Here is a 24,791-nt window from a genome sequence, read left to right as displayed (position 1 = left end):
TGTATAATGAATATTGAACAAGATGAAAAGCGTAATGCAGATGGAGTTAGTTTATTAGTTTCTATCTTGATCTGTTATCCGGAAATTGGAACAATTAGTTTTGATCCAACAATAGAATCTTTAAAAATGACATTTGTTTTAGATGACGTAGATATCAATGATGAATATACTACTTTAAAGAATAAACTATATAGTAGCATTCTTTCTTATCATGCATTGGAAGGAATAAAAAACAGTAGTATTTCAATCAAAAAGGAAAGTTTTGAGAATACTGTATTTATCAATGTTATACGAGATGTTGCAACTTTGTCGCGAGGGGAGATTGCTTTAATTACTGCGTTAATAAAAGAATGTTTTTGGGAGCATCTCATTACAGATGATAATGATGCTATACGAGAAGAGGAATTACTGGTACAAGAGGAAGCAATTGATAGGATGCTGTTTAATGTACATAAAAGTAGAGAAATGAGTAAGTTAATTGGCATTCGTGAAGATGGACGAGTTATGATCTTTAACAAATAAAGGGGTAAAGAAATGAATATATTGATCGTGGGAGACATTTGTGGAAAAGAAGGAAGAGCTGAAGCACAAAAATGGATTCCGATATTGCATGATGAATATAATATAGATATGGTTATTGCAAATGGAGAAAATTCAGCTGGTGGAGTAGGAATTACAAAAAAAGTTTTGGATGAATTGTTTTCAATACAGATTGATGTAGTTACATCAGGAAATCATATTTGGGATAAAAAAGAAATTTTTTCCTTTATTGATTTTGAAGATTATCTTATTCGTCCAGCGAATTATCCACCAGATACGCCAGGCAAAGGTTACTGCGTTTTTGAATGTAAAGGAAAAAAGGTTGGTGTTATCAATTTATTAGGCCGCACTTTTATGCCAGCGATAGATTGTCCATTTCGTAAAGCTGATGAAATTATAGGTGCAATTCAAAAAGATTGTGATTATATAATTTTAGATTTCCATGCAGAAACAACTTCTGAAAAAATGGCTATGGGGTGGTATTTGGATGGGAGGGTATCTTGTGTGGTTGGAACTCATACGCATATTCAAACTGCAGATGAACGGATTTTACCACAAGGGACGGGATATATTACAGACTTAGGCATGGTTGGTCCGTGGGATTCGATTTTAGGGGTGGATAAAGATTTAATTTTGAAAAAATTTTTAACGGGACTACCAGTAAAATTTGAATTAGCGAAAGGCGCTAAGGTATTTTCTGCGATTATTATACATATAAATGAATGTAATGGTAAAGTTAAAAAAATTTTTAGGATTTTAGAAAAAGATTTATTGAAAAAAATTGAAAAAATGTAAAATGGATTAAAGGTATTTTTTACTAAACGGCGAATATATGATACTGTAAGTTGTTATAAGTTCTTTTTCTTAATATTAAAGGAGGGTACTAATAATTATGGAAGTTTTGAAGGTATCAGCAAAGTCAAATCCAAATTCTGTCGCAGGAGCTTTAGCAGGGGTCTTAAGAGAACGTGGTGGTGCCGAAATGCAAGCCATAGGAGCAGGGGCATTAAATCAGGCTGTGAAAGCAGTTGCAATTGCTCGGGGTTTTGTTGCCCCGCACGGCGTTGACTTGATTTGTATTCCAGCTTTTACGGATATTTTGATTGATGGTGAAGAACGTACAGCAATAAAGTTAATTGTAGAGCCAAGATAGAATAAAGAGCCTGTTCATTTGAACAGGTTTTTTTATTGTATAACTAGTAAAGTAGGAGAATGATTATGGCAAGTGATTTACATATTCATACAACAGCATCTGATGGGAGATTATCACCGCAAGAGGTTGTTCAGTTGGCAATAAAGAATAACTTGAAGTATATAGCGATAACCGATCATGATACACTGAATGGTTTATTAAAACTTGATGAAAAAAATTTACTCTATCAAGAGTCAATAAAAATTATAAGAGGAATTGAATTTAGTGCAGATATGCCTTCAAATGAAGTTCATATTCTTGGATACCATATTGATTTATACTATCCTCCGTTAAAGGAAAAGTTAAAGTCACTGGTAGATGCACGCTGGAATCGTCTAGATAACATGATAAAAAAACTTAATTCTTTAGGATACATAATAAAAAAGGAAGAAGTTTTGGAAATAGCAGGAGATACGACATCTATAGGCAGAGCACATATCGCTAGATGTTTAGTTGAAAAAGGCTATTTTAAAAGGCTTGGGGAGATATTTGATCAGCTTTTAGGTAAAAATTGTCCAGCCTATGAACCTCATGCTAAACTTACATGTGAAGAAATTATTCAATTAGTTTCGCGGGCTGGAGGAGTTTCTATAATAGCACATCCTGGTATGATAGGTGATGATAAAATTGTTCATCATTTAATTGCTTTAGGGATTAGTGGAATTGAAGTCTTTCATCCTAAACATAGCCCTGAAGAGGTTATAAAATATATGGAGTTGGCTAAAAAAAATAACTTATTCATTACTGGAGGCTCAGATTATCATGCAATAAAGACCAGATATCCAGAGAAGTTAGGGATGTTTACTATTGATGATATTTGGGCAGAAATTTTAGATAAGAAAAGTTGCTAATTACAAATACATTTATTTTTGATATAATAATGATATTTATGAGAGTAAAAATTGGTAGTTTATTTAAGGGAGGGGCAAAATGGAAGTTATTGCTCTAGTAGGTCCTAGTGGAACTGGTAAGAGTCATAGAGCTCTCGTCGTTGCCCATAATGAAAAAGCAGATGCAATTATAGATGATGGTATTTTGATCAAAGATAATAAAATTATTGCGGGTCGTTCTGCGAAGCGCGAAGCTAGCAAAATTATGGCAGTAAAAAGAGCAATTTTTATCTTGGAAGATCATGCTAAGGAAGTTCGCGAGGCAATAAAAGAGATAGTACCTAAAAAAATTCTTATTTTAGGTACTTCAGAAAATATGGTGCATAAGATAGCAGAGATTCTTGGTTTACCGGCAATAAAAAAAATTGTTCGAATTGAGGATATTGCAAGTAAAGAAGAAATTAATAAAGCACAATATTATCGCTTAAAGCAAGGAAAACATATTATCCCTGTACCGACGATTGAATTAAAACCACATTTTTCGGGATATTTAATTGATCCGTTAGATATTTTTTTAAAAAAAACGAAAACAAAGCGGCGTAGACTTGGTGAAAAATCTATTGTTCGACCAATGTTTAGTTATTATGGGAAACTAACAGTGAGTGACGAAGCCGTCGCATCTATAGTAAGGCATGTTATTGAACTAGGGGAAGTAAAAGGAAAAGCATATAAAGTTCGGGTAAAACGAGAAAGAAATCTAGAGAATGAGGTTGGTCTTGTTATTACAGTGGATGTAAAATTACCTTATGGTATTTATTTACCGAAAATAGCAGAACAAAAACGCAAAGAAATCCTAACAGCAGTTGAGCTAATGACAGCAATGAATGTATATAAGATAGATGTTTATATTATAGGATTGACTATGAAATAAATGGAGGCTTTTCATGTTGAATCAAAATTTAGTGTTATTCTCTGGATACGCGAAATTACCAACTGGAATTACAGCTGGAGAACTATATAAAACAATTGGACTGATTGTTATCGTAGATGTAAATACGAGTGAAATTATTCAGGCGGACTGCACTTTGGCAACGAATTTAGCTAGTCAGCATGTAGCTGGAGCATTAATTGGCTGCTCCTTTAAAAACGGACCGGATGGAATGTGTCAGATGATTGAACGCATTTATCAGGGAAGTGCAAAAAAAGCGATTATTACAGCGATTCGAATCATTTATGATAAATACCGCAATTTTATGCTAGAATATGAAAATACTATAGAAGAGACGTAATGAAGATTTTTGGAGGCAATTTTATAGATGCAAAATATTAAACAGAAGTTTGTAAGTTTTTTGACTTATGGATGTCAAATGAATGAGAATGACTCTGAACGCTTGGCAGGTCAGTTGAAAAATATAGGGTATGAAAAGCAAGATGACTTGTCATTGGCTGATTTAATTATTGTAAATACTTGTTGTGTGCGTGAAAGTGCAGAAAATAAGATTTATGGAAAAATTGGTGATTTAAAAAGGTTAAAGACAGCTAATCCGAATTTAATTATAGGAATTACAGGTTGTATGGCACAAAAAGATGGTGATGCTATATTAAAAAAAGCATCACATGTTGATTTTGTCATGGGAACAAATAAAATTCATGAGATATCTAATATTATCGCAGAAGTTGAACAATCGCATGGCAGAGTGGTTAATATTATTCAAGGAGATCAGGAAATGCCTGGAGATTTACCTACTATACGTAATGGTTCAATATCTACATGGATACCAATTATGTATGGGTGTAATAATTTTTGTACGTATTGTATTGTACCTTATGTGCGAGGGCGTGAACGCAGTCGTGATTTAGAAGATATTTTAAAAGAAGTTCGTGATGTAGCATCGCAAGGATTTAAAGAGATCACTTTACTTGGTCAGAATGTGAATTCTTATGGAAAGGATAGTGCGTCAGCGGATTTTGCAGATTTATTAACTGCAGTTGATAAAATAGAAGGCATTGAACGAATTCGTTACATGACATCTCATCCGCGTGACTTAAATGATAAAGTTATTGAGGCGATTAAAAATAGTCGTCATATATGTGAGCAATTTCATTTACCTGTCCAATACGGAAATGATACTATTTTAAAAGCTATGAATCGTGGCTATACAACGGATGATTACCGGAATTTAGTAAGGAAAATTCGTGAGGCTGTTCCTCACGCTAGTATTACGACAGATTTAATTGTTGGCTTTCCAGGTGAAACAGAGGAAACATTTCAAGATACTTTGAATTTTTTAAAAGAAATTCGTTATGATGCAGCATATACATTTTTATATTCCAAACGGTCAGGTACGCCAGCTGCTGAAATGCAAAATCAAGTTTCTACTGAATTAAAAAAGAAACGGTTACAGCAATTGATGGATGTACAGAATCAGATCAGTTTAGAGATTAATCAACAATTAGAAGGACGAGTTCTTGAAGTTATGGTTGAAGGATCTAGTAAAACAGACGAAAATGTATTGTCTGGTCGGACTCGCACAAATAAGATTGTTTTATGGGATAAAGTTGGACATGAAGCAGTAGGGCAGCTTGTGCAAATTAAAATCACGCATCCACAAACGTGGGTATTGAAAGGTGAATTAATATAAAAGACATCTGGTTTAATTTGTTGATTTGTAGTAAAATGGGTAAGTAGGAGTTTGGCAATAAAAAGATGGAGATAGAATATTTTTTATTGTAGTAAATGAATTTTTATTACAATAAAAGACATGGTTCTATCTCTTTTTATATCTAAATTTTGTAGTAAAGGAAGTGGATTTATGGCTGGATATACGCCTATGATGGCACAATATAAAGAAATAAAAAGTAAACATCCTGATGAAATTTTATTTTTTCGATTAGGAGATTTTTATGAAATGTTTTTTGAAGATGCACAGTTAGCATCGCGTGAGCTAGAGATTACGCTAACTGGACGTGATGCAGGATTACCAGAGAGAATTCCAATGTGTGGAGTGCCTTATCACGCTTCAGAAGGGTACATTACAAAGTTAATCAATAAAGGATATAAAGTTGCGATTTGTGAACAGACTGGAGATGTAAAAGCAAAAGGATTAGTTAAACGAGAAGTGATAAAAATTATTACTCCGGGAACTGTACTATCCGAAACGGTTTTATCTGATGCAAATAATAATTATATTGCCTTACTTTATGAAGATGACGGGAAAACGACTTTAGCTGGTGCGGACATTTCGACAGGTGAATGTTTTTATGGAATTTATGATAGCGATACAAGACGTCAAGAATTATTTGACCAATTATATCGTTTGATGCCCCCAGAAATTATTTTGGTAGAAGCACTTTCCTTTAATAATGAATTAAAAGAGTTTTGTAATTTAAGGTTAAACCATTGTAGTTTTTCTTTTATGAAAGAGGTGTCATTAGATGATGAGGAATTATTAAATGTACATTTTGATCACAATGAACAACCTCATAGTACTTATGCTCGTAAAGGGACAGCTGCATTGTTGAGATACTTGCATGATACGGTAAAAACGGATTTAACGCATTTAAATCGATTAGCTTACTTAGATTCCACTGAAAATTTAATCATGGATACATATACTTTGCGAAATTTAGAGATTACGAGAAATCTTCGTGACGGTGGGAAAAAAGATACTTTATTAGGGGTATTGGATTTTACTAGAACAGCAATGGGGAGTCGATTATTAAAAAAATGGTTAGAGTATCCTTTACTTAATATAGGCCAGATTAATGCGCGTCAGGCAGCGATTTCAGAATTAATAGATACATTTAGTATGAGAAATCAATTAATGGAAGCGTTAAAGGAAGTCTATGATTTTGAACGTCTTTTAACTCGAATTGAAGTTGGAACAGCAAATGCTCGAGATTTAGTATCTCTTAGGTTATCACTTGCTAGTTTACCTAAAATTAAAGAGAGCTTAAAGGATGCGAAAAGCGACTTATTATGTAAGGCATTTGAAAATATTGAATTATATGATGATGTTGTAAATTTGCTGAATCATGCAATTGTTGATACACCGGGAATCTCGCTTCGTGATGGTGGGATTATTAAAGAAGGATATCATAAGGAGCTAGATGAGCTTAGAGTAATTGCGCGTGATAGCAGACAAATGTTACAAGACATGGAGCAACATGAAAAGGATACTACAGGCATTAAATCTTTAAAAATTGGTTATAACAAGGTTTTTGGCTATTATATAGAAGTTACGCATTCTAATGCTGCAGCTGTGCCAGAATATTATATTCGTAAACAGACGCTGGCAAATGCAGAACGATATATTACTCCAGATTTGAAAGAATTTGAAACAAAAATTTTAGGTGCGCAAGAAAAAATTGTTAGTCTAGAATATCAGCTTTTTGTTGAAATTCGCGAGCAGATTAAAAAATTAATTTATCGTATTCAAAAGACGGCTCGGCAAGTTGCAAAGGTTGATTCATTATATAGTTTAAGTGAAGCGGCTAGCCGTTATAATTATATATGTCCTAAAATGAATACTAATGGAGAAATCATAATAAAAGATGGGAGACATCCATTAGTAGAGCGAATTCTCGAACGGGAATTATTTGTACCCAATGATACAGAACTAAATCATCATGAAAGTGAAATTATGGTGATTACTGGACCCAATATGGCTGGAAAATCAACCTATATGAGGCAAGTTGCGTTATTGACACTTATGGCGCAAGTTGGAAGTTTTATTCCGGCTAGAGAAGCTTCAATTGCTCCTGTTGATAGAATTTTTACACGAATTGGTGCAAGTGATGACTTAGTCAGTGGGCAAAGTACATTCATGGTAGAAATGAATGAAGTTGCACAAATATTAAAATATGCAACAAAAAAAAGCTTAATTGTGCTTGATGAAATTGGTAGAGGAACGAGCACTTTTGATGGAATGAGTATTGCTAGAGCCGTAATTGAATATGTTAGAGATAAAATTGGGGCAAAAACATTATTTGCGACGCATTATCATGAGCTGACGGATTTAGAAAATTACAGTGAGAGAATTAAAAATTATTGCGTAGCTGTAAAAGAGCGCGGTAGTGAAGTTGTATTTTTACGAAGAATTATTCAGGGCGGTGCTGATAAAAGTTATGGTATTCATGTAGCAAAATTAGCTGGTTTGCCAAAAGTGGTCACAGAACGGGCAAAAAAGATTCTTGCTGATCTAGAAGCAGAACCGACAAAGCAAATAAAGCATATGGATACAAAAGTGGTAAAAGAAAAAGCGATAAGTGCAAATGAGGGTATGTCATCTTTATTTGCAAATCCATTAAATGAACAAATCTTAGCATTGGATGTAATGAGCATGACACCGTTAGAAGCAATTAATAAATTATATCAATTACAGCAGGAAGCAAAAAAAGAGGCTGGTAAGATATGAGTAGTTTAATTCATGTCCTAGATGAACAGACAATAAATAAAATAGCTGCGGGAGAAGTTGTAGAACGTCCGGCATCAGTGATAAAAGAATTAGTAGAAAATGCAATTGATGCTGGTGCAACTAAAATTGAAGTGGAAGTTATGGCTGGTGGAACTAGTTTTATGCGCGTTACAGATAATGGTCGCGGTATGAGCAAAGAAGATGCCCAGCTAGCAGTTTTACGCCATGCAACTAGTAAATTGTACCAAGTAAGTGATTTATCTTCGCTTGTTACTTTAGGTTTTCGTGGCGAAGCATTAGCAACAATTGCATCTGTATCAAAATTTTCATTAACTACGCGTTTAGTAGATGATGAATTTGCTACATTGGTTGAAATACAGGGTGGAACGATAATTGACACTAGAGAAGCTGGTGGAAATATTGGAACAACAATTAAAGTGGAAGATTTATTTTATAATACACCTGCGCGAAAAAAGTTTTTAAAAACACCAAATTCAGAAGGAACACATATTAATGATATCTTAATTAAATTAGCAATATCTAATCCCAATATATTATTTAAATTTATTAATAATAATAAATTAGTTTTAACTACTCCGGGAAATGGAAATTTATTTGATACATTACAAAGTATTTATGGTGTAAAAGTTGGTAATGAGTTACTAGGTGTACATTTTCAAGATGAAGGAATTGGAATTTCGGGATATTTATCAAAACCAGCAATACTGCGTAGCAGTAGACAATGGCAAACTTATATTGTGAATGGAAGAGTTATTAGTAGTCGTTCGATTGCTAAGGCAATAGATAATGCGTATCATTCTATGCTGCCGAAGAATGGGTTTCCTTTAGCAGTATTAACTATTAATGTTCCTCAACATACAATAGATGTAAATGTGCATCCACAGAAAACAGAAATGAAATTTTCTGATGAAGGTAGAATTTTTAAAGCTGTATATAAAGCTGTATTAGACGCAATAAAAATGCCAGAAAATTTGGAGACAGTAGCATCTCCGGTACAAAATATTGAAAGACACTATACAAGTGTTCCTATAAGTTTTCCTCATAATGATTTAAAACTAGCGCAAAATCAAACATATAATAATTCGTTAAGAAGAGAGCTTGAATTGAAAGATCCTAATGCTGATTTTTCAACAGCTCAAAAGATGTTATCGACTGAAAAAAATCGTGAATTTAGAACAATAGAAAATGTGCAAGAAAATAAGGTGGAATCTTATATTGCGGAAGAAACTTCAAACTATACAGAACCATTACAGCCGATGGGACAAGTGGCTGATTGTTATATTATTGCCAGTGCAGGAAAAGATTTATATATTGTAGATCAACATGCTGCGCATGAGAGAATTCTTTATGATAGGTTTGCTCAAATGGCAGAAGAAATTCCTTCACAGCAGTTGTTAGTCCATTTATTTCTAGATTTTGATGATAAAGAATATCAAATTATATTAGATAACCAAGCGTTGTTTTCAAAACTTGGATTTTCTATGGAGCCTAGCGGTCCGTCAGCGATGCGATTAACTGAGGTGCCTGCAGATATCCCTATTGGTGAGGCTGAGGCAATTATTCGAGAAATTCTCGGCGAAGTGCAGGAAATGCGAAATCCTTCAGCAAAAGAAATTCGACATGCATGTATTGCAGTTACCGCATGTCGGGCGGCAATTAAAGCAGGGGATTTATTGAATATTAGACAGATGCAAATTATTTTAGATGAACTTGCGAATACGACGCTGCCGTATACTTGTCCACATGGACGCCCTGTGATTATTAAATTTCAAAATGATGAATTAGCAAAGATGTTTAAACGAACTTAGATGAGGTGTAAAATGAAAGTCATTGTAACGACAGGACAAAAAGTTACAGAGTCTTTGATAGAAAGAGCAAAAATGATTGCTGACAAACTAAACATACAATTTGTTTTCCGAAATAATGATTCTGTTGAATTGCTAAAGAGGCGTTCTAAAGCAGATACTATAATTGTTGTAACAAAACAACGTATAGTTGCATATACTGATGAGGGTGAATTATTTTTTCATTTAAATATGGCACAGTTAAGAATTCAAAATATTGATCGCGGACAGGTTGATCATATGGTTATGGCAATGCACCTTAAAAAAGGAATGTCGGTTTTGGATTGTACATTAGGGATGGGAACTGATGCAATTGTAGCAAGTTACATTGTCGGTGTAGAAGGTAAAGTTGTAGGTGTGGAAAATTCCGGAGTTACATCATTTATCGTAAAAAATGGCTTGGAAGAATTTTGCGTTGAAAATGTTAGGTTAGAAAAAGCATTGAAACAGATTGAAGTTGTACAAGCTGATTATAATCAGTATTTACTTAGTTTGCCGGATAAAACCTTTGATGTTGTTTATTTTGATCCAATGTTTCGGCACCCATTAAAAGAAAGTGTTGCACTAAAGCCGCTACGTGCAGTTGCAGATCATCGCCCTATTGAATTACAGGCTTTAAAAGAAGCAAGGCGAGTTGCTAGAAAATACGTTGTTGTAAAAGAAAATCGTCGGAGTAAAGAGTTTGAACGATTATTCATAGAAAATATTGTTGGGGGAAAATATAGCAATATAAACTATGGTGTTATACAGGTAGGTGATGAAAATAGAAAAAGTAATTACAATTATTGGACCAACTGCTGTTGGAAAAACAAATCTTAGTATTGAACTGGCAAAAAAATTAGATACGGAAATTATTTCTGGTGATTCAATGCTAGTCTATAAAGGGTTTTCTATCGGAACAGCAAAACCAACGAGGGGAGAACAGTCTGGCGTTAAACATCATTTTATTGATATACTTGAATCCGATGCAGAATTTAATGTTACACAATTTAAAGAATTAGCAGCAGCACAAATCAATGAAATTAATAAAATGGGGAAAATTCCGATTATTGCGGGTGGAACTGGATTATATGTAAAGTCTTTATTAGAAGATTATCAATTTAATGAAACCCCTGGCGATGAGAAGTATAGAATGCAGTTAGAAGAACTTGCTAGAGAAAAAGGAAAAGAGTATGTGCATGCTATGCTGGAAAAAGTTGACCCAGTTGCAGCGAATAGATTGCATATCAATGATTTTCGTCGTGTGATTCGCGCATTAGAAGTATATCATTTAGGTGGAGAGAGTATTTCTCAAGAAAAAGGTGCGAAGGATAATCAATTGGTATATAATGCTATGGTGATTGGATTAATGATGGATCGTAGTCATTTATATGAACGTATTAATGAGCGAGTTGATTTGATGGTCGATGCAGGTCTGATTGATGAGGTAAAACAACTTCTTCATCACGGCGTTTCGCCTACTTGTCAAGCAATGAAGGGAATTGGATACAAAGAAATTGTTGAATATTTGCAAGGCGAAGTATCTTTAGACTATGCGATAGAGCATATTAAAAAATCCACACGACATTTCGCAAAAAGACAATTGACATGGTTCCGGAAGATGCCATATATTCGTTGGTATAATGTAGAGAAATATACTCCCAATGAAATCGTGGAAGAAATTTACAAGGATGTGGCAGGATATTTTTTGATTAAGTAGAATACTGTTAATGCAACCATAATAAAATAGGGGGGGTTTGGGTGTGGCAGTTAAGGGCATTAATTTGCAGGACAGTTTTTTAAATCAAGTGCGTAAAGAAAATGTAGCTGTTATTATATATTTAATGAATGGTTTTCAATTAAGAGGTTTAGTAAAAGGCTTTGATAATTTTACCGTTATTATTGAAAATGATGGCAAGCAGCAATTGGTATATAAACATGCTATATCGACAATTACTCCATTTAAAGCGTTGAATAATAGTTATTCTCACGATAAAGAAGAATTTGAGTAAAAATAGCTGGGCATTTATGCCCAGCTATTTTAAGGAGTTATAGAATGAAAAGTAGAGGATTTGAAATTGTTACAGAATATAAAGAAAAGAATATTCGTTTACCACAGCGTAAAACGGTAGCAAGTGCAGGCTATGATATCGAATCAGCTGTTGATATCGAATTATTTCCACATAAAGTTACTATTGTACCTACTGGAATTAAAGCATATATGCAAGAAAATGAATATTTGGGAATACATATAAGATCTGGATTTTCAATGAAGAAAAAAATATGCTTAATTAATAGTCAAGGTGTTATTGATGCTGATTATTATAATAATAAAGACAATGAAGGACATATAATGATTGCTTTTTATAATCATAATGATGAAGTCGTTCATATTGATAAAGGTGAGCGCATTGCGCAAGGTGTTTTTTATCAATATTTAACCGTGGATGATGATATATCAAATGGTGTCATCCGTAAAGGTGGAATGGGTTCAACTGGAGAAAGGTAGCAGGTGATTGCATGGACTTGTTTTCTTATTCAAATCAAAATAATTTGAATCAAACTCAACCGTTGGCAGTACGAATGAGACCTCGTGACTTTAACGAATTTATTGGTCATGAAGATATAGTCGGCAAAAATAAATTTTTACGCAAGATGATTGAAGCCGATAAGATTCCATCTATGATTCTATTTGGACCACCAGGAACGGGAAAAACGACATTGGCTCAAATGATCGCAAAAATGACAAATAGCCATTTTGAAAAAATCAATGCAGTAGCCGCAGGAATTAGCGATATTCGCAAAATTGTTGAGGCTGCGAAAGAAAGATTACATCTCTATACGCAAAGAACAATAATTTTTATTGATGAAATACATCGCTTTAATAAAGGACAACAAGATGTATTATTACCTTATGTAGAGGATGGAAGATTAATTTTAATTGGTGCGACAACGGAAAATCCATATTTTGAAGTAAATGTAGCATTATTATCAAGAGTACGTGTAGTGAAATTGAGTTTGCTTTCTAGAGAAAATATTCAAAACATTTTAAAGCAAGCATTGCAAGATAAAGAACGTGGTTTGGGAAATGAAAAATTTATTTGTGACGAAAAAGCATTGCTGCTGATCACAGAGATTTCATCTGGAGATGCAAGAGTGGCGCTTAACATTTTAGAGCAAGCGACAGCTTTGCTAGAATCTGGAGGCGTTATAAATATAGAAATATTGCAAGAAGTTATAGGTGAAAAACTACATAACTATGATAAAAGTGGAGATAAACATTATGATACGGTTTCTGCATTTATAAAAAGTATGCGAGGAAGTGATCCGGATGCAGCATTGCACTATTTAGCCAGAATGTTAGTTGCAGGTGAAAATATTAATTTTATTGCACGAAGAATTGCAATTTGTGCAGCAGAAGATGTTGGAAATGCGGATCCACAAGCTCTAGTAGTTGCGATGGCAACGGTACAAGCAGTGCAATTTCTCGGTATGCCAGAAGCGAGAATTCCACTTGCGCAAGCTGTAACTTATATTGCTTCAGCCCCTAAAAGTAATGCTGCTTATTTAGGTATTGATGCAGCAATTCATGACGTCAAAACAAAAAATTGTGGAGTTGTTCCGCCCCATTTGAGAGATGCACATTATAAAGGGGCATCTAATCTTGGGGCTGGGAAGGATTATGTTTATCCGCATGATCATGGAGAACATTTTTTTTATCAACAATATTTACCTGATGAATTAAAAAATATTTTTTACTATAAGCCTACAGAGCAGGGGCAGGAAAAAGAAATGAAATTAAGATTACAGAGATTTTGGGGTACTAAATATTAATAGTATTGAGTCACTTTTTGTCTTGATTACATAAGATAAAACAAGAGGTGAGGAAAATGCAACCTGTATTTAGTCTAAATGGGCAACATGTTGCTTGGCTTATTGGAAATTTCGTTTACGATAAAGTTGGGCAGCCGATTGCTTTTGTAAGTGGTGGTGGATTATATTCTAGTTCAGAAGGTTATATTGGTCAGATATTTAAAAATGGTGAAGCTTTTACTTGGCGTATTTTACATTCGAAGTAAATCGATTTATTAAGAGGTGCTACCGAATATAGTTTGATATTCGGTAGCACCTTTTTTTTTTTATGTTATAATAAAGAGGATTATTATGCATAATTATGAGAGATAATACGATAAAGTGTAGGAGAATGATTTTGAACATATATAGTGTAAGTGAAATTACAAAATATATAAAAAGGTTAATAGATGTAGAGCAGACTTTACAAACCGTTCTAATTCGAGGTGAATTATCAAATTTTAAAAAACATTATTCAGGTCATTGTTATTTCACGCTCAAAGACCAGCAGTCATCAATAAAATGTGTGATGTTTAAAAATAAAGCACAGTTTTTAAAATTTATGCCACAAGATGGCATGCAAATAGTTGTTAGTGGTTATATAACAATATTTGAGCGCGATGGACAGTATCAACTTTATGCGGATAGTCTATTTCCGGATGGTATAGGTGAACTAAGTCTTGCTTTTGCGCAATTAAAGGAAAAATTAACTATGGAAGGTTTATTTGATTCTGTACATAAAAAAATATTGCCGTATTTTCCGAAAAAAATTGGTGTTATTACTTCAGCAACAGGTGCGGTTTTACGTGATATATATACTGTTTCCAAAAGGAGAAATCCACAGATTCAATTATGTTTGTATCCAGTAAAAGTTCAAGGAGATGAAGCTCCATTCGAAATCGTTCATGCAATTGCGGCTTTTAATACAAAATTTCCGGTAGATGTCATCATTGTTGGCCGTGGTGGCGGTTCAATAGAAGATTTGTGGGCATTTAATGATGAAAAAGTTGTCCGTGCAGTTTTTGAGTCAGCTATTCCTATTGTTTCGGCTGTAGGTCATGAAACCGATTATACTTTAACTGACTTTGTTAGTGATGTACGAGCGGCCACTCCTTCGCAAGCTGCTGAGCTTATTGTGCCTGATGTTAAAGAGCTTTTGCATCGAATTCGAATTTTACGCGATAAGATGGATATAAAAGTAAAACACATCCTAAGTGAAAAGCGACATAGAATAAATTTATGTAAGCAAAAGCGTATATTGTCAAATCCGCAATTTATATTAGATAGAAAGAGAGAGTTATTAGATAAGTGTGTAGAACGAATGGGACAAGGAAAATGTAATCAATTATTACAGAAACGTCACGGCTTAGAAGTGTTATTGGAAAAGCTTTTGCTCTTAAACCCTTTAGCGGCGTTAAACCGTGGATATACTATAGCTAAACAAGAAAACATCTTGATAAAATCAATTAAGCAAGTGAAGAAAGATGAAAATTTAACTTTATATTTAGCAGATGGGAAAATAGATACCAAAGTAACTTGTATAGGGGAGGGAACTTTGACAAATGGCAGTTGCAAAAAATAAAAAACTATCTTTTGAAAATGCATTAAAAAATTTAGAAGAAATTGTTTCTGAATTAGAAAATGGCGAAATTAGCCTTGACGAACTGATGGATAAATATAAAGAAGGAGTATTATTATCAAATTTATGTATAGAAAAGTTAGATAATGCAGAAACTGCAATTGATAAACTATTAAAGGAAAGCAAAGGCAAAATAGTGACAGTAGATTATAAAATAAAGGCGGATGATGAGAATGTTTAGAGAATATTGTGAAAGCAAAATACCTCTTATCGAAGCTGAACTATCTACGTTACTAAAGACTGATCATAATATAGCACCTAAATTATATGATGCAATGCAGTATAGTTTATTAGCAGGAGGAAAGCGTCTAAGACCGATTTTACTTATGGCTGCCGCGGAAGCTGTAAGTGGAGAAGACGGGAAACCCTATATTAAACCTGCATGTGCTTTAGAGATGATTCATACATATTCATTGATTCATGATGATTTACCAGCGATGGACGATGATGATTATCGTCGGGGAAATTTAACGAATCATAAAGTGTTTGGTGAAGGAATTGCTATTTTAGCTGGAGATGCTTTACTTACAAATGCATTTGAGGTAGTATTGCGTCAAGAAAATGTTCCTGCGGAGCGTTTGCTAAAGGTTGTAAAAGAATTTAGTGAGGCAGCTGGTTACAATGGTATGGTTGGTGGACAGGTAATTGATTTATTGTCAGAAAATAAAAAAGTAGATATAGAAACTTTGAGATTAATGCATCAAGCGAAAACTGGAGCATTATTTCGAGCGGCAATTCGAAGTGGTGCGATTCTGGCAGGTGCAAATAAAGAAGAAATGATAGCTTTAACTGAATATGCAGAAAATTTTGGCTTGGCATTTCAAATTACTGATGATATTTTAGATGTTATTGGCGAGGCTGCAAAGATTGGTAAGCCTGTAGGAAGTGATATAAAAAATAATAAGTCGACCTATGTGACTTTATATTCTTTGGAAAAGGCTAAAGAAATGGCAAATGACGCTGTTGCATCTGCATTAGATGCATTGAAGATTTTTGGAAGGGAGGCCGAATTTTTAAGGCACGTAGTTCGTTATCTAATAACACGTGATCATTGAGGTGAAATAAATGGCTGAACTAATTTTCCAATTGATGAATAATACAATTTTATTTTCAGCTTTATTTGCATGGTTTTTGGCACAAGTGTTAAAAACTCTATTTGATTTTATTTCATCTAAGGAATTTAGTTTGGAACGAATGTTTGGATCTGGTGGAATGCCAAGTTCTCATACGGCATTGGTCGTTGGAATGACGACGGCGATTGCTATGCGTGAAGGAGCTGATTCTACGTTATTCGCAATTGCTTTTGTTTTTTCATCTGTTGTTATGTATGATGCGGCTGGAATTAGACGTGCAGCAGGAAGTCACGCGAGAGTGTTAAATCAAATAATTAAAGAATTAAAAGTAAATCATACAGTACATCAGATTACATTAAAAGAGTTGCTTGGTCATACACCAATAGAAGTTTTGGTAGGTGGATTATTAGGTTTTACCACAGCTTATGTTTTTTGTAAGATGATGTTTATCTAAATGGTTCTATGATATAATAGAAGTGTTTTGGTAGGTAGTTTCCTAAGGATGTGAGATTTTTGAATAAAATATTAGATAAAATAGATAGTCCAAAACAACTAAAGCAACTTTCCTTAATACAGTTAAATAAGCTCGCGGGAGAAATCCGCGAGCTTATTATCCGTACAATTGCGGAAAATGGTGGACATTTAGCACCAAGTTTAGGTGTTGTAGAATTAACTTTGGCATTACATACGGTATTTGATTGTCCAGAAGATAAATTTATTTGGGATGTTGGGCATCAGTCTTATGTTCATAAGATTTTAACTGGGCGGCGGGATGCTTTTTCGACGATTCGCACACAAGGTGGTTTAAGTGGATTCCCCAAACGAAGCGAAAGTCCTTATGATAGTTTTGGTACAGGACATTCTAGCACTTCGATTTCCGCGGCTCTTGGTATGGCAATTGCTAGGGATTTATCAAAAAAAAATAATTATGTAGTTGCAGTGATTGGCGATGGCTCGATGACGGGGGGACAGGCATTTGAGGCGTTAAATCATGCGGGTGATTTAGGAAAACATCTTATTGTTATTTTAAATGATAATGAAATGTCGATTGATAAAAATGTAGGTGCTCTATCGGAGTATTTATCAACGATGCGTACAGCACCTACTTATAATAAGGTAAAACATGATTTAGAGTTCTTATTGAAAAAAATACCGACAATTGGAGAGAGTGTTGCGAAGGTTGTAGAACGGCTAAAGGATAGTTTACGCTTTTTATTAGTTCCAGGAGAATTATTTGAAGAACTTGGGTTTAAATATGTAGGACCAATTGATGGACATAATATTGAATTGATGCGAGAAGTATTAGAAAAAGCAAAAACGATGCAAGGTCCAATTTTGATACATACCTTAACAAGGAAAGGCAAAGGCTATTTGCCAGCTGAATGTGAATCGGATAAATTTCATGGAGTTGGTCCATTCTGTATTGAAACTGGAGAGATCATAAAAAAAACTACGAATAAACCTACTTATACTTCAGTTTTTAGTAAAGTGCTTATTGAATTAGCTGAGGAAAATAAAAATATTGTAGCAATTACCGCAGCTATGCCAGAAGGAACTGGATTAAAAAAATTTGGTGAGATCTATCCAGATCGGTTTTTGGATGTTGGCATCGCGGAACAACATGCAGTCACAGTTGCAGCAGGATTAGCTTGTGAGGGAAAACAGCCAATTGTTGCATTATATTCGACATTTGCACAACGTGCATATGATCAAATACTACACGATGTTTGTTTGCAAAAATTACCGGTTGTTTTTGCTTTAGATCGTGCAGGGATTGTAGGCGAAGATGGACCGACGCATCATGGTGTTTTTGATTATAGTTATTTGCGGCATATTCCTAATTTAACGATAATGGCACCAAAGGATGAAAATGAATTAAAAGATATGTTAGCAACAGCATTTTCATTAAGGACACCGGTTGTAATTCGTTATCCGCGTGGGAATGGATTGGGCGTTGAAGTAAAAACAGAATATCAGCATATTCCTGTTGGTATGAGTGAAGAAATTTCAATTGGTTCAGATGTTATGTTTTTGGCTGTTGGAGCAATGGTTGATTCATGTGTAGAAGCAGTAAATTTACTGAAAGAAAAAAATGTTTCGGCTGGTGTTATCAATGCAAGATTTATAAAACCTTTAGATGAAAGAATGATAGAAGTTTTAGCAAAAACAGTTAAATACATTGTGACAATAGAAGATAATATGTTAGCTGGTGGTTTTGGTTCAGCGGTCTTAGAAGCTTTAAATGAACGAGAATTTTGTGATACAAAAGTTTTAAGATTAGGGTATCCGGATAAATTTATTGAGCAAGGAAAACGCGAAAACTTACTTGAGTTATATAAATTAACGCCTGCACATATAGCAGCAAGAACATATGCGTTTATCAGGAATATTGAGGTGCGGTGAGAGAGTATGGCAAAAGAGCGGTTAGATGTGTTATTGGTTGAAAGAAATTTAGTTGCAAGTCGTGAAAGAGCAAAAACGTCCATTATGGCTGGGTTAGTATATGTAGATGGGCAAAAAGTAGATAAAGCTGGAACGATGGTAAAAGATACCGTAGACATTAAAGTTACAGGGGATAGCATTGGCTTTGTTAGTCGAGGCGGGCTTAAATTGGCAAAAGCAATAAAAACTTTTGCAATTGACTTAACGAATAAAATCGTGGCGGATATTGGCGCATCTACAGGTGGATTTACGGATTGTTCTTTGCAAAATGGAGCGAAAAAGGTTTTTGCGATTGATGTTGGCTATGGTCAATTGGCATGGTCATTGCGTACAGATCCACGTGTAATTAATATGGAGAGAACAAATATTAGAAATGTAACTCCAGTGGATTTAGGCGAATTATTGGATTTTGCATCTATTGATGTAGCTTTTATCTCGTTAGATAAAGTTTTACCTGTTGTTAAAACTTTATTGTTACCTAATGCTGAAGTTGTGGCATTAATTAAACCACAATTTGAAGCAGGGAGAGAAAAGGTTGGGAAAAAAGGTGTTGTAAGAGATCCAGAGATACATAAAGAAGTAATTCGTAAAATTGTAAATTTATGCAATGAAATCTCGCTTATTCCAGTAGGTTTAACTTTTTCTCCAGTTAAAGGTCCAGAGGGGAATATTGAATATTTACTTCACATAAAGCTTGAAGATAAAAATGATGGCATTGATGCAGAGGTAATAGAGAATGTAGTTAGGGATGCACACAACGGTTTATAAGGTGTGGAGGCGAGAAAAATGCTTACAATAGGTGTTATTCCTAATATAGATAAAAAAGATGTCAATATATTGTTGGCGCGAGTTGTAGAGTTTTTTTCTGATAAAGAAGTGAAAATTATTATTGAAGAAAAAGCGGCTCTAGAATTAGGTTATCCCCATTTAGCGGTGGAATCTCTATTACAAAAAGATGTTGATTTGGTACTGACATTGGGTGGGGATGGAACTTTATTAAACGCTTGTCGTGTTTTAGCAAAAAAAAATATTCCGGTTTGTGGAATTAATATTGGAAGATTAGGCTTTTTGGCAGATATTGAATTAGCTGAAATAGAAAGTAAACTGCAAAAAATTATTGATGGTAAGTATAAAATAGAAGAACGGCTAATGCTTGATGCAATCGTTAAACGAAATGGGGCAATGACTTATGTTGGCGCTGCAATTAATGATGTCGTTGTGACTAAAGGTGGATTTTCACGGATGATACGCTTAGGACTTTCTATTGATCATTCTATATTAGCGAATTATCAAGCGGATGGTGTCATTGTTTCTACTTCTACAGGATCAACGGGATACTCCCTTTCAGCAGGTGGTCCAATTGTTCATCCGAGTTTAAAGGTTTTGCTCATCACACCTATCTGTCCACATACGTTAAATGCAAGACCGCTAATTATATCAGAAGATGAGGAAGCTCATGTTAAAATTACGGCAACACATCATGATATTGTACTTACGATTGATGGACAGGTAAGTCATGGGTTGATAAGTGAAGATGAGATCATTGTAAGAAAATCAGCGCTAGTAGCAAGAGTTGTCAAATTTGACGATTCTAATTATTATAAAACTGTTCGGACAAAATTGTGGCGGGGAGATTGAAAAGTATGCAGATCTTAAATCCTGTAAGTGTTGCGCATAAGTTAATTCAAGAGCAGGTATATCGTGCTGAGATTCTTGTTGATGCAACAGCAGGCAAAGGAAACGATACTTTATATCTTGCAGAAAATTCATTAGCGACAGCTAAAATTTATGCATTTGATATTCAAGAATTGGCATTGCGCTGCACAAAGGAAAAATTGCAGGAAAAAGGGTTAGAGCGAAAAGTAACACTTATTTTAGATAATCATGCGAATGTAAAACAATATGTATTACGAGGTGTTGATGTTGCAATTTTTAATTTGGGCTATTTACCCGGTGGAAATCATGAGCTTACGACAACGATTGATACTACAATGCCTGCAATTGAAGCAATGCTTCAATTGTTAAATGTTGGCGGTGTAGTTGCGATTACGGCATATCCCGGGCATGAGAGTGGTAAGAGAGAATATCATTATTTAATTGATTTTTTGAGTAATTTACCCGTGAAAAATTATACTGTTAGCTGTTGGTCGATGATCAATCACGCAAGTACAGCCCCAGTAGTATACTTGATTGAAAAAGTAAGGAGTTGATTTTATGAAGGCTATACGTCATGCCCGAATAAAAGAAATCATTGAAAATACGATTGTTGAAACACAAGAAGATTTAGCGGAAGCTTTACGAAAACAGAATATTGAAGTTACGCAAGCGACTGTGTCACGAGATATTAAAGAGATGATGTTAATTAAAATTCCAACAGGCGATGGAAGGTATAGATATGCCTATCCTATAGAGAAAAATGTTATATTTTCTAAATCCCGTATGGCTAGAATGTTTCAAGACTCTGTGATTGGATTAAATTTTAGCGAAAATATTATTGTGATTAAAACATTGCCGGGAACTGCAAATGCTGTTGCCTCTACACTTGATTATGCGAAATGGCCAGAAATTATCGGAACAGTAGCTGGTGATGATAATATATTAGTTGTTGTAAAACCAATAGATGCAGTAGCTGAAGTTCTGAAAAAACTTGAATCCTTGACAAATTAATAGGAGTAAATCATATGTTAAAAAGATTAACGGTATGGAATTTTGCTTTAATTGAGCAGATAAAGGTTGATTTTTCAGAAGGTTTAAATATTTTAACTGGTGAGACTGGGGCGGGAAAGTCGATTATTATTGATGCGCTTGGAGCGATTTTAGGCAAACGAATGTCTGTAGAATATATTCGAAATGGTATGGATTGGTTTAGGGTAGAAGCTGTCTTTGACATTTCAAATCGCATGGATATTAAAACCTTTTTAATTGAAAACGGGATAGCTGATAATGAAGAGGTTTTAATTGTTAGTCGTAAAGTTTCTAAAAATGCAAAAAATACGATTATGATTAATGATTGTCAGGTAACCTTAATGTTGCTGAAACAATTTGGTGAATTACTAATTGATGTGCATGGTCAGCATGAAAATCAAACATTATTTCGGCATGAAAATCAGTTTGCTTTAGTCGATAATAACGACCTAAAAATTAAAGAACTTTTAATGCAGTATAGACAAATTTATCAAGCATGGCGTAAAGAGGTTGCAATTTTACAGAAAAAAGAAGCGGAATCAAGAGAGTATGCACAGCGGATTGACATGTTAAAATGGCAGATTGATGAGATTGCTGCGGCAAAATTAAAAGAAAATGAAGATGAGAAATTAGAGGCAGAAATAAAAATATTAGCAAATGCAGAAAAAATTTCAGATCTGGCAAAAAAATCTTACCTATTGTTAGAGGGTGGAGACAAAGGTCATGTTGCAATAGTTCCATCACTGATAGAATTAAAGAAAAATATAGAAACAATTAGTCGTTATGATAGCCAAGTTTTAAATGCATTGAAAATGATTAATGAAGCAATTTGTCAATTAGAAGAGTGTACCTATGAGGTACGTGAATATGGCGATCAATTAGATTATAATCCAGAAAAGTTAAATAAGTTGCAAGATAGAATGGATTTAATTTATAAATTAAGAAAGAAATATGGCGCGACAATTGCAGATGTTTTGCATCATTATAATAACGCAAAACAGGAATTATTAGAAATTGAAAATTTTGATGAGATTGTTTCAAAGTTAAAATCAACTATTGATTTGCTAGAGGTCAATATGCGAAAGCTCGCGGACGAGATAAGTCAAAGGCGTCAGGCAATTGCTATACAATTAGAAAAGAGTATTCAGGATCATTTGATAGATTTAGGAATGGCAAATGTTCATTTTAAAATTGCGGTAACGCGCAATGAAAAATTAGACTATTATGGTATAAATGATATAGAAATATTATTTTCGGCTAACTTAGGTGAGCAGTTAAAGGCTATACAAAAAGTAGCCTCTGGTGGTGAACTGTCACGCATAGCTTTAGCGATTAAAGCTGTATGTGCAGATAAAGAGGATATTGGTGTTATGATTTTTGATGAGATAGATACGGGAATTGGTGGGAAAACAGCGCAGATGGTAGCAGAAAAAATTGCTATGGTAGCAATGCATAAACAAGTTCTTTGCATTACACATTTGCCTCAAATTGCTTGTATGGCAGATTCACATTTATATATAGAAAAACAAACCTATGATGGAAAAACGATTACGAGTATTAAGTTGCTAGATGATACTGAACATTTGAATGAATTGGCGAGAATGGCATCCGGGGCAGATATCACAAAAGCGGCAATGGACAATGCCTTAGAAATGAAAAAAAATGCACAATTTAAAAAAAATCAATGGAAAAAAGAGGCGTAATTTAAAATACGCCTCTTTTTCTATATTTCAATAAGTTTTTGGAAATATGTAGGAATAAATGCAGAATAATCTGATTCTTAACAGGAAAAATAATTTTGATAAGTAATTGATTAAGGATGGTGAACAATGAAAAATTATAAGAAACTTATTGGAATAATTTTTTCTTTAATGATTATTGCATTTTCTTTATTGCCACAATTTCGTAATATCTACGCATTACCAGAGCAAATCGTTATAATGCAAGAGGATCTAAAAGTGTTTCAAACGAACTATCCTTTTACAATGACAGTAAATAATGCGGTCAAATCCGAAGTTACAAACAAACTTGATTCTTCGTTGCAACCTGTATTTTTGGATTCAGTTAAATTAAATAGCAATATTGTAGAATTTAAATTGCTAGGTGTTATTCCAATAAAAGAGGTTGCAGTAGAGGTGATTCAGCCAATTCATGTGAAGGCTGGTGGACAATCAATTGGCGTAATTTTGCATTCAGAAGGAATTATGGTAGTTGGAACATCGCCAATTATTGATGCAGGAGGGCAAAGATATTTTCCGGCAAAAGATGCAGGGATAGATGTTGGAGATATAATTATTAGTATTAATAATAAGATAATGAAAAAAGATATAGATGTGGCGGAGGCCGTTGAAGAGGCGGGGAAAAATAATATACCCTTAAAAATAGAATTTAAGCATGATGCTGAAATAAAAGAAATACAAGTTCAGCCTGTATTTTGCCAACAAACAAAACGATATCGTATAGGATTGTTTGTGAGAGATAGTGCGGTTGGCGTAGGTACAATGACTTTTTATGATACAAAAAGCAATGTCTATGGAGCGTTAGGACATGTTATTGTTGATAGTGATACAAGTCAATCCATCAATTGTGAGAATGGGAAAATAGTTCAAGCATCAGTAGATGGAATACAAAATGGAAAAGCTGGTTCGCCGGGGGAAAAAATAGGAAGATTTTTAGATGTAGAGCAATTAATGGGCACTATTGATAAAAATACTGATTTTGGTATTTATGGTAGGATAAATAAAGATGCTATTGTAGACTATTATGAGAGTGAATTGCCAGTTGCGTCAATGGCAGAAATCGAAACAGGGGCAGCTGAGATTTTAACAGTAGTTGAGGGGCAAAAAATAGAAAAGTTTGCAGTAGAAATAGAAAAAATTAATATGCAGAGTTATCCTAAGGGAAAAGGGCTAGTCGTAAAAGTTGTAGATAATAATTTACTTTCAAGAACTGGGGGAATAGTACAAGGAATGAGTGGTAGCCCGATAATCCAAAAAGGAAAAATAATAGGTGCAGTTACACATGTATTTGTTCATGATCCAACACGTGGATATGGTTGCTTTATTGACTGGATGTTAATGGAGGGCGGAATTATTCCTAAGCAAAACAATGAAAAAATTCCATCCCTATTCGGATAAAGTCATAGATATTAATAAAAATGTAGGATATTTTTAAATATATAAAAAAAATGTCGGAAAATGTTGAAAAAAATGTTGTATATTTTTTACAAAAAATAGAGGGAATAAAAGGTAACTGTCGAATATACCTATTATGTTCT

General features: G+C 34.1%; 26 protein-coding genes. All 26 read left to right on the top strand.

The genetic code is table 11. From position 1 onward, the window contains the following. Positions 1 to 6 precede the first annotated feature (6 nt). Complete coding sequence (locus ACWZFG_RS06865) at positions 7 to 522, top strand: hypothetical protein (RefSeq protein ID WP_177503920.1); 516 nt, start codon at positions 7 to 9, stop codon at positions 520 to 522. 12 nt (positions 523 to 534) lie between these two features. Next, the gene (locus ACWZFG_RS06860; protein ID WP_455577284.1) at positions 535 to 1,335 is read left to right on the top strand and encodes a TIGR00282 family metallophosphoesterase; all 801 of its coding nucleotides are present in this window, start codon (positions 535 to 537) and stop codon (positions 1,333 to 1,335) included. 97 nt (positions 1,336 to 1,432) lie between these two features. Then, positions 1,433 to 1,693: a stage V sporulation protein S gene (locus ACWZFG_RS06855; protein WP_110953204.1), complete on the top strand. Its 261-nt coding sequence runs from the start codon at positions 1,433 to 1,435 to the stop codon at positions 1,691 to 1,693. Between the two features lie 65 nt (positions 1,694 to 1,758). Next, on the top strand, positions 1,759 to 2,583 hold the full coding sequence (locus tag ACWZFG_RS06850) for a PHP domain-containing protein (protein ID WP_177503916.1): 825 nt from the start codon (positions 1,759 to 1,761) through the stop codon (positions 2,581 to 2,583). Positions 2,584 to 2,662: 79 nt separating this feature from the next. Next, a complete protein-coding gene (locus tag ACWZFG_RS06845; protein ID WP_177503914.1) occupies positions 2,663 to 3,493 on the top strand; it encodes an Asp23/Gls24 family envelope stress response protein in 831 nt (276 codons plus the stop codon). Positions 3,494 to 3,506: 13 nt separating this feature from the next. Next, positions 3,507 to 3,851 (top strand): DUF3870 domain-containing protein, encoded by a 345-nt coding sequence (locus ACWZFG_RS06840; RefSeq protein WP_147669101.1) that lies wholly within the window; start codon positions 3,507 to 3,509, stop codon positions 3,849 to 3,851. A 27-nt stretch (positions 3,852 to 3,878) separates the two neighbouring features. After that, positions 3,879 to 5,204, top strand: coding sequence for a tRNA (N6-isopentenyl adenosine(37)-C2)-methylthiotransferase MiaB (miaB, locus tag ACWZFG_RS06835; protein ID WP_177503912.1), 1,326 nt, complete (start codon positions 3,879 to 3,881; stop codon positions 5,202 to 5,204). A gap of 171 nt (positions 5,205 to 5,375) precedes the next feature. Beyond that, on the top strand, positions 5,376 to 7,979 hold the full coding sequence (gene mutS / locus ACWZFG_RS06830) for a DNA mismatch repair protein MutS (protein ID WP_418627391.1): 2,604 nt from the start codon (positions 5,376 to 5,378) through the stop codon (positions 7,977 to 7,979). Next, positions 7,976 to 9,808: a DNA mismatch repair endonuclease MutL gene (gene mutL / locus ACWZFG_RS06825; RefSeq protein WP_418627392.1), complete on the top strand. Its 1,833-nt coding sequence runs from the start codon at positions 7,976 to 7,978 to the stop codon at positions 9,806 to 9,808. Before mutS ends, mutL begins: the two co-directional genes overlap by 4 nt. A 12-nt stretch (positions 9,809 to 9,820) precedes the next feature. After that, entirely contained in the window at positions 9,821 to 10,663 is an 843-nt protein-coding gene (locus tag ACWZFG_RS06820) for a class I SAM-dependent methyltransferase (protein WP_418627393.1), read from the top strand. Beyond that, entirely contained in the window at positions 10,602 to 11,543 is a 942-nt protein-coding gene (miaA, locus tag ACWZFG_RS06815) for a tRNA (adenosine(37)-N6)-dimethylallyltransferase MiaA (protein WP_177503904.1), read from the top strand. The genes ACWZFG_RS06820 and miaA overlap by 62 nt, the downstream gene beginning before the upstream one ends. A gap of 43 nt (positions 11,544 to 11,586) precedes the next feature. After that, positions 11,587 to 11,835, top strand: a complete 249-nt coding sequence (hfq, locus tag ACWZFG_RS06810; protein ID WP_177503902.1) for an RNA chaperone Hfq — start codon at positions 11,587 to 11,589, stop codon at positions 11,833 to 11,835. Between the two features lie 44 nt (positions 11,836 to 11,879). After that, positions 11,880 to 12,332, top strand: a complete 453-nt coding sequence (dut, locus tag ACWZFG_RS06805; RefSeq protein ID WP_455577283.1) for a dUTP diphosphatase — start codon at positions 11,880 to 11,882, stop codon at positions 12,330 to 12,332. Positions 12,333 to 12,343: 11 nt separating this feature from the next. After that, a complete protein-coding gene (locus tag ACWZFG_RS06800) occupies positions 12,344 to 13,657 on the top strand; it encodes a replication-associated recombination protein A (RefSeq protein ID WP_455577282.1) in 1,314 nt (437 codons plus the stop codon). 56 nt (positions 13,658 to 13,713) lie between these two features. Further along, positions 13,714 to 13,902, top strand: coding sequence for a 4-fold beta flower protein (locus ACWZFG_RS06795; RefSeq protein ID WP_147669058.1), 189 nt, complete (start codon positions 13,714 to 13,716; stop codon positions 13,900 to 13,902). A gap of 131 nt (positions 13,903 to 14,033) precedes the next feature. Beyond that, complete coding sequence (gene xseA / locus ACWZFG_RS06790) at positions 14,034 to 15,257, top strand: exodeoxyribonuclease VII large subunit (protein ID WP_418627395.1); 1,224 nt, start codon at positions 14,034 to 14,036, stop codon at positions 15,255 to 15,257. After that, complete coding sequence (gene xseB / locus ACWZFG_RS06785; protein WP_147669052.1) at positions 15,238 to 15,495, top strand: exodeoxyribonuclease VII small subunit; 258 nt, start codon at positions 15,238 to 15,240, stop codon at positions 15,493 to 15,495. Before xseA ends, xseB begins: the two co-directional genes overlap by 20 nt. Then, positions 15,488 to 16,369 (top strand): polyprenyl synthetase family protein, encoded by an 882-nt coding sequence (locus ACWZFG_RS06780; RefSeq protein WP_418627396.1) that lies wholly within the window; start codon positions 15,488 to 15,490, stop codon positions 16,367 to 16,369. Before xseB ends, ACWZFG_RS06780 begins: the two co-directional genes overlap by 8 nt. A 10-nt stretch (positions 16,370 to 16,379) precedes the next feature. Further along, entirely contained in the window at positions 16,380 to 16,841 is a 462-nt protein-coding gene (locus tag ACWZFG_RS06775; protein ID WP_147669046.1) for a divergent PAP2 family protein, read from the top strand. A 59-nt stretch (positions 16,842 to 16,900) separates the two neighbouring features. After that, entirely contained in the window at positions 16,901 to 18,790 is a 1,890-nt protein-coding gene (dxs, locus tag ACWZFG_RS06770; protein WP_177503894.1) for a 1-deoxy-D-xylulose-5-phosphate synthase, read from the top strand. Positions 18,791 to 18,796: 6 nt separating this feature from the next. After that, positions 18,797 to 19,597 (top strand): TlyA family rRNA (cytidine-2'-O)-methyltransferase, encoded by an 801-nt coding sequence (locus tag ACWZFG_RS06765; protein WP_177503892.1) that lies wholly within the window; start codon positions 18,797 to 18,799, stop codon positions 19,595 to 19,597. 18 nt (positions 19,598 to 19,615) lie between these two features. Beyond that, complete coding sequence (locus ACWZFG_RS06760) at positions 19,616 to 20,467, top strand: NAD(+)/NADH kinase (protein ID WP_147669037.1); 852 nt, start codon at positions 19,616 to 19,618, stop codon at positions 20,465 to 20,467. Between the two features lie 5 nt (positions 20,468 to 20,472). Next, positions 20,473 to 21,039 (top strand): tRNA (mnm(5)s(2)U34)-methyltransferase, encoded by a 567-nt coding sequence (locus tag ACWZFG_RS06755; RefSeq protein ID WP_147669034.1) that lies wholly within the window; start codon positions 20,473 to 20,475, stop codon positions 21,037 to 21,039. A gap of 4 nt (positions 21,040 to 21,043) precedes the next feature. Continuing rightward, positions 21,044 to 21,496, top strand: coding sequence for an arginine repressor (gene argR / locus ACWZFG_RS06750; RefSeq protein ID WP_177503890.1), 453 nt, complete (start codon positions 21,044 to 21,046; stop codon positions 21,494 to 21,496). A 14-nt stretch (positions 21,497 to 21,510) separates the two neighbouring features. Next, complete coding sequence (gene recN, locus ACWZFG_RS06745) at positions 21,511 to 23,217, top strand: DNA repair protein RecN (protein ID WP_455577281.1); 1,707 nt, start codon at positions 21,511 to 21,513, stop codon at positions 23,215 to 23,217. A gap of 126 nt (positions 23,218 to 23,343) precedes the next feature. Continuing rightward, positions 23,344 to 24,651: a SpoIVB peptidase gene (spoIVB, locus tag ACWZFG_RS06740; protein ID WP_455577280.1), complete on the top strand. Its 1,308-nt coding sequence runs from the start codon at positions 23,344 to 23,346 to the stop codon at positions 24,649 to 24,651. Positions 24,652 to 24,791: the final 140 nt, after the last annotated feature.

Source organism: Anaerosinus sp., assembly GCF_965318445.1.
The sequence above is the reverse complement of the archived record's forward strand: the minus strand, read 5'-3'. Positions and strand labels throughout refer to the sequence as shown.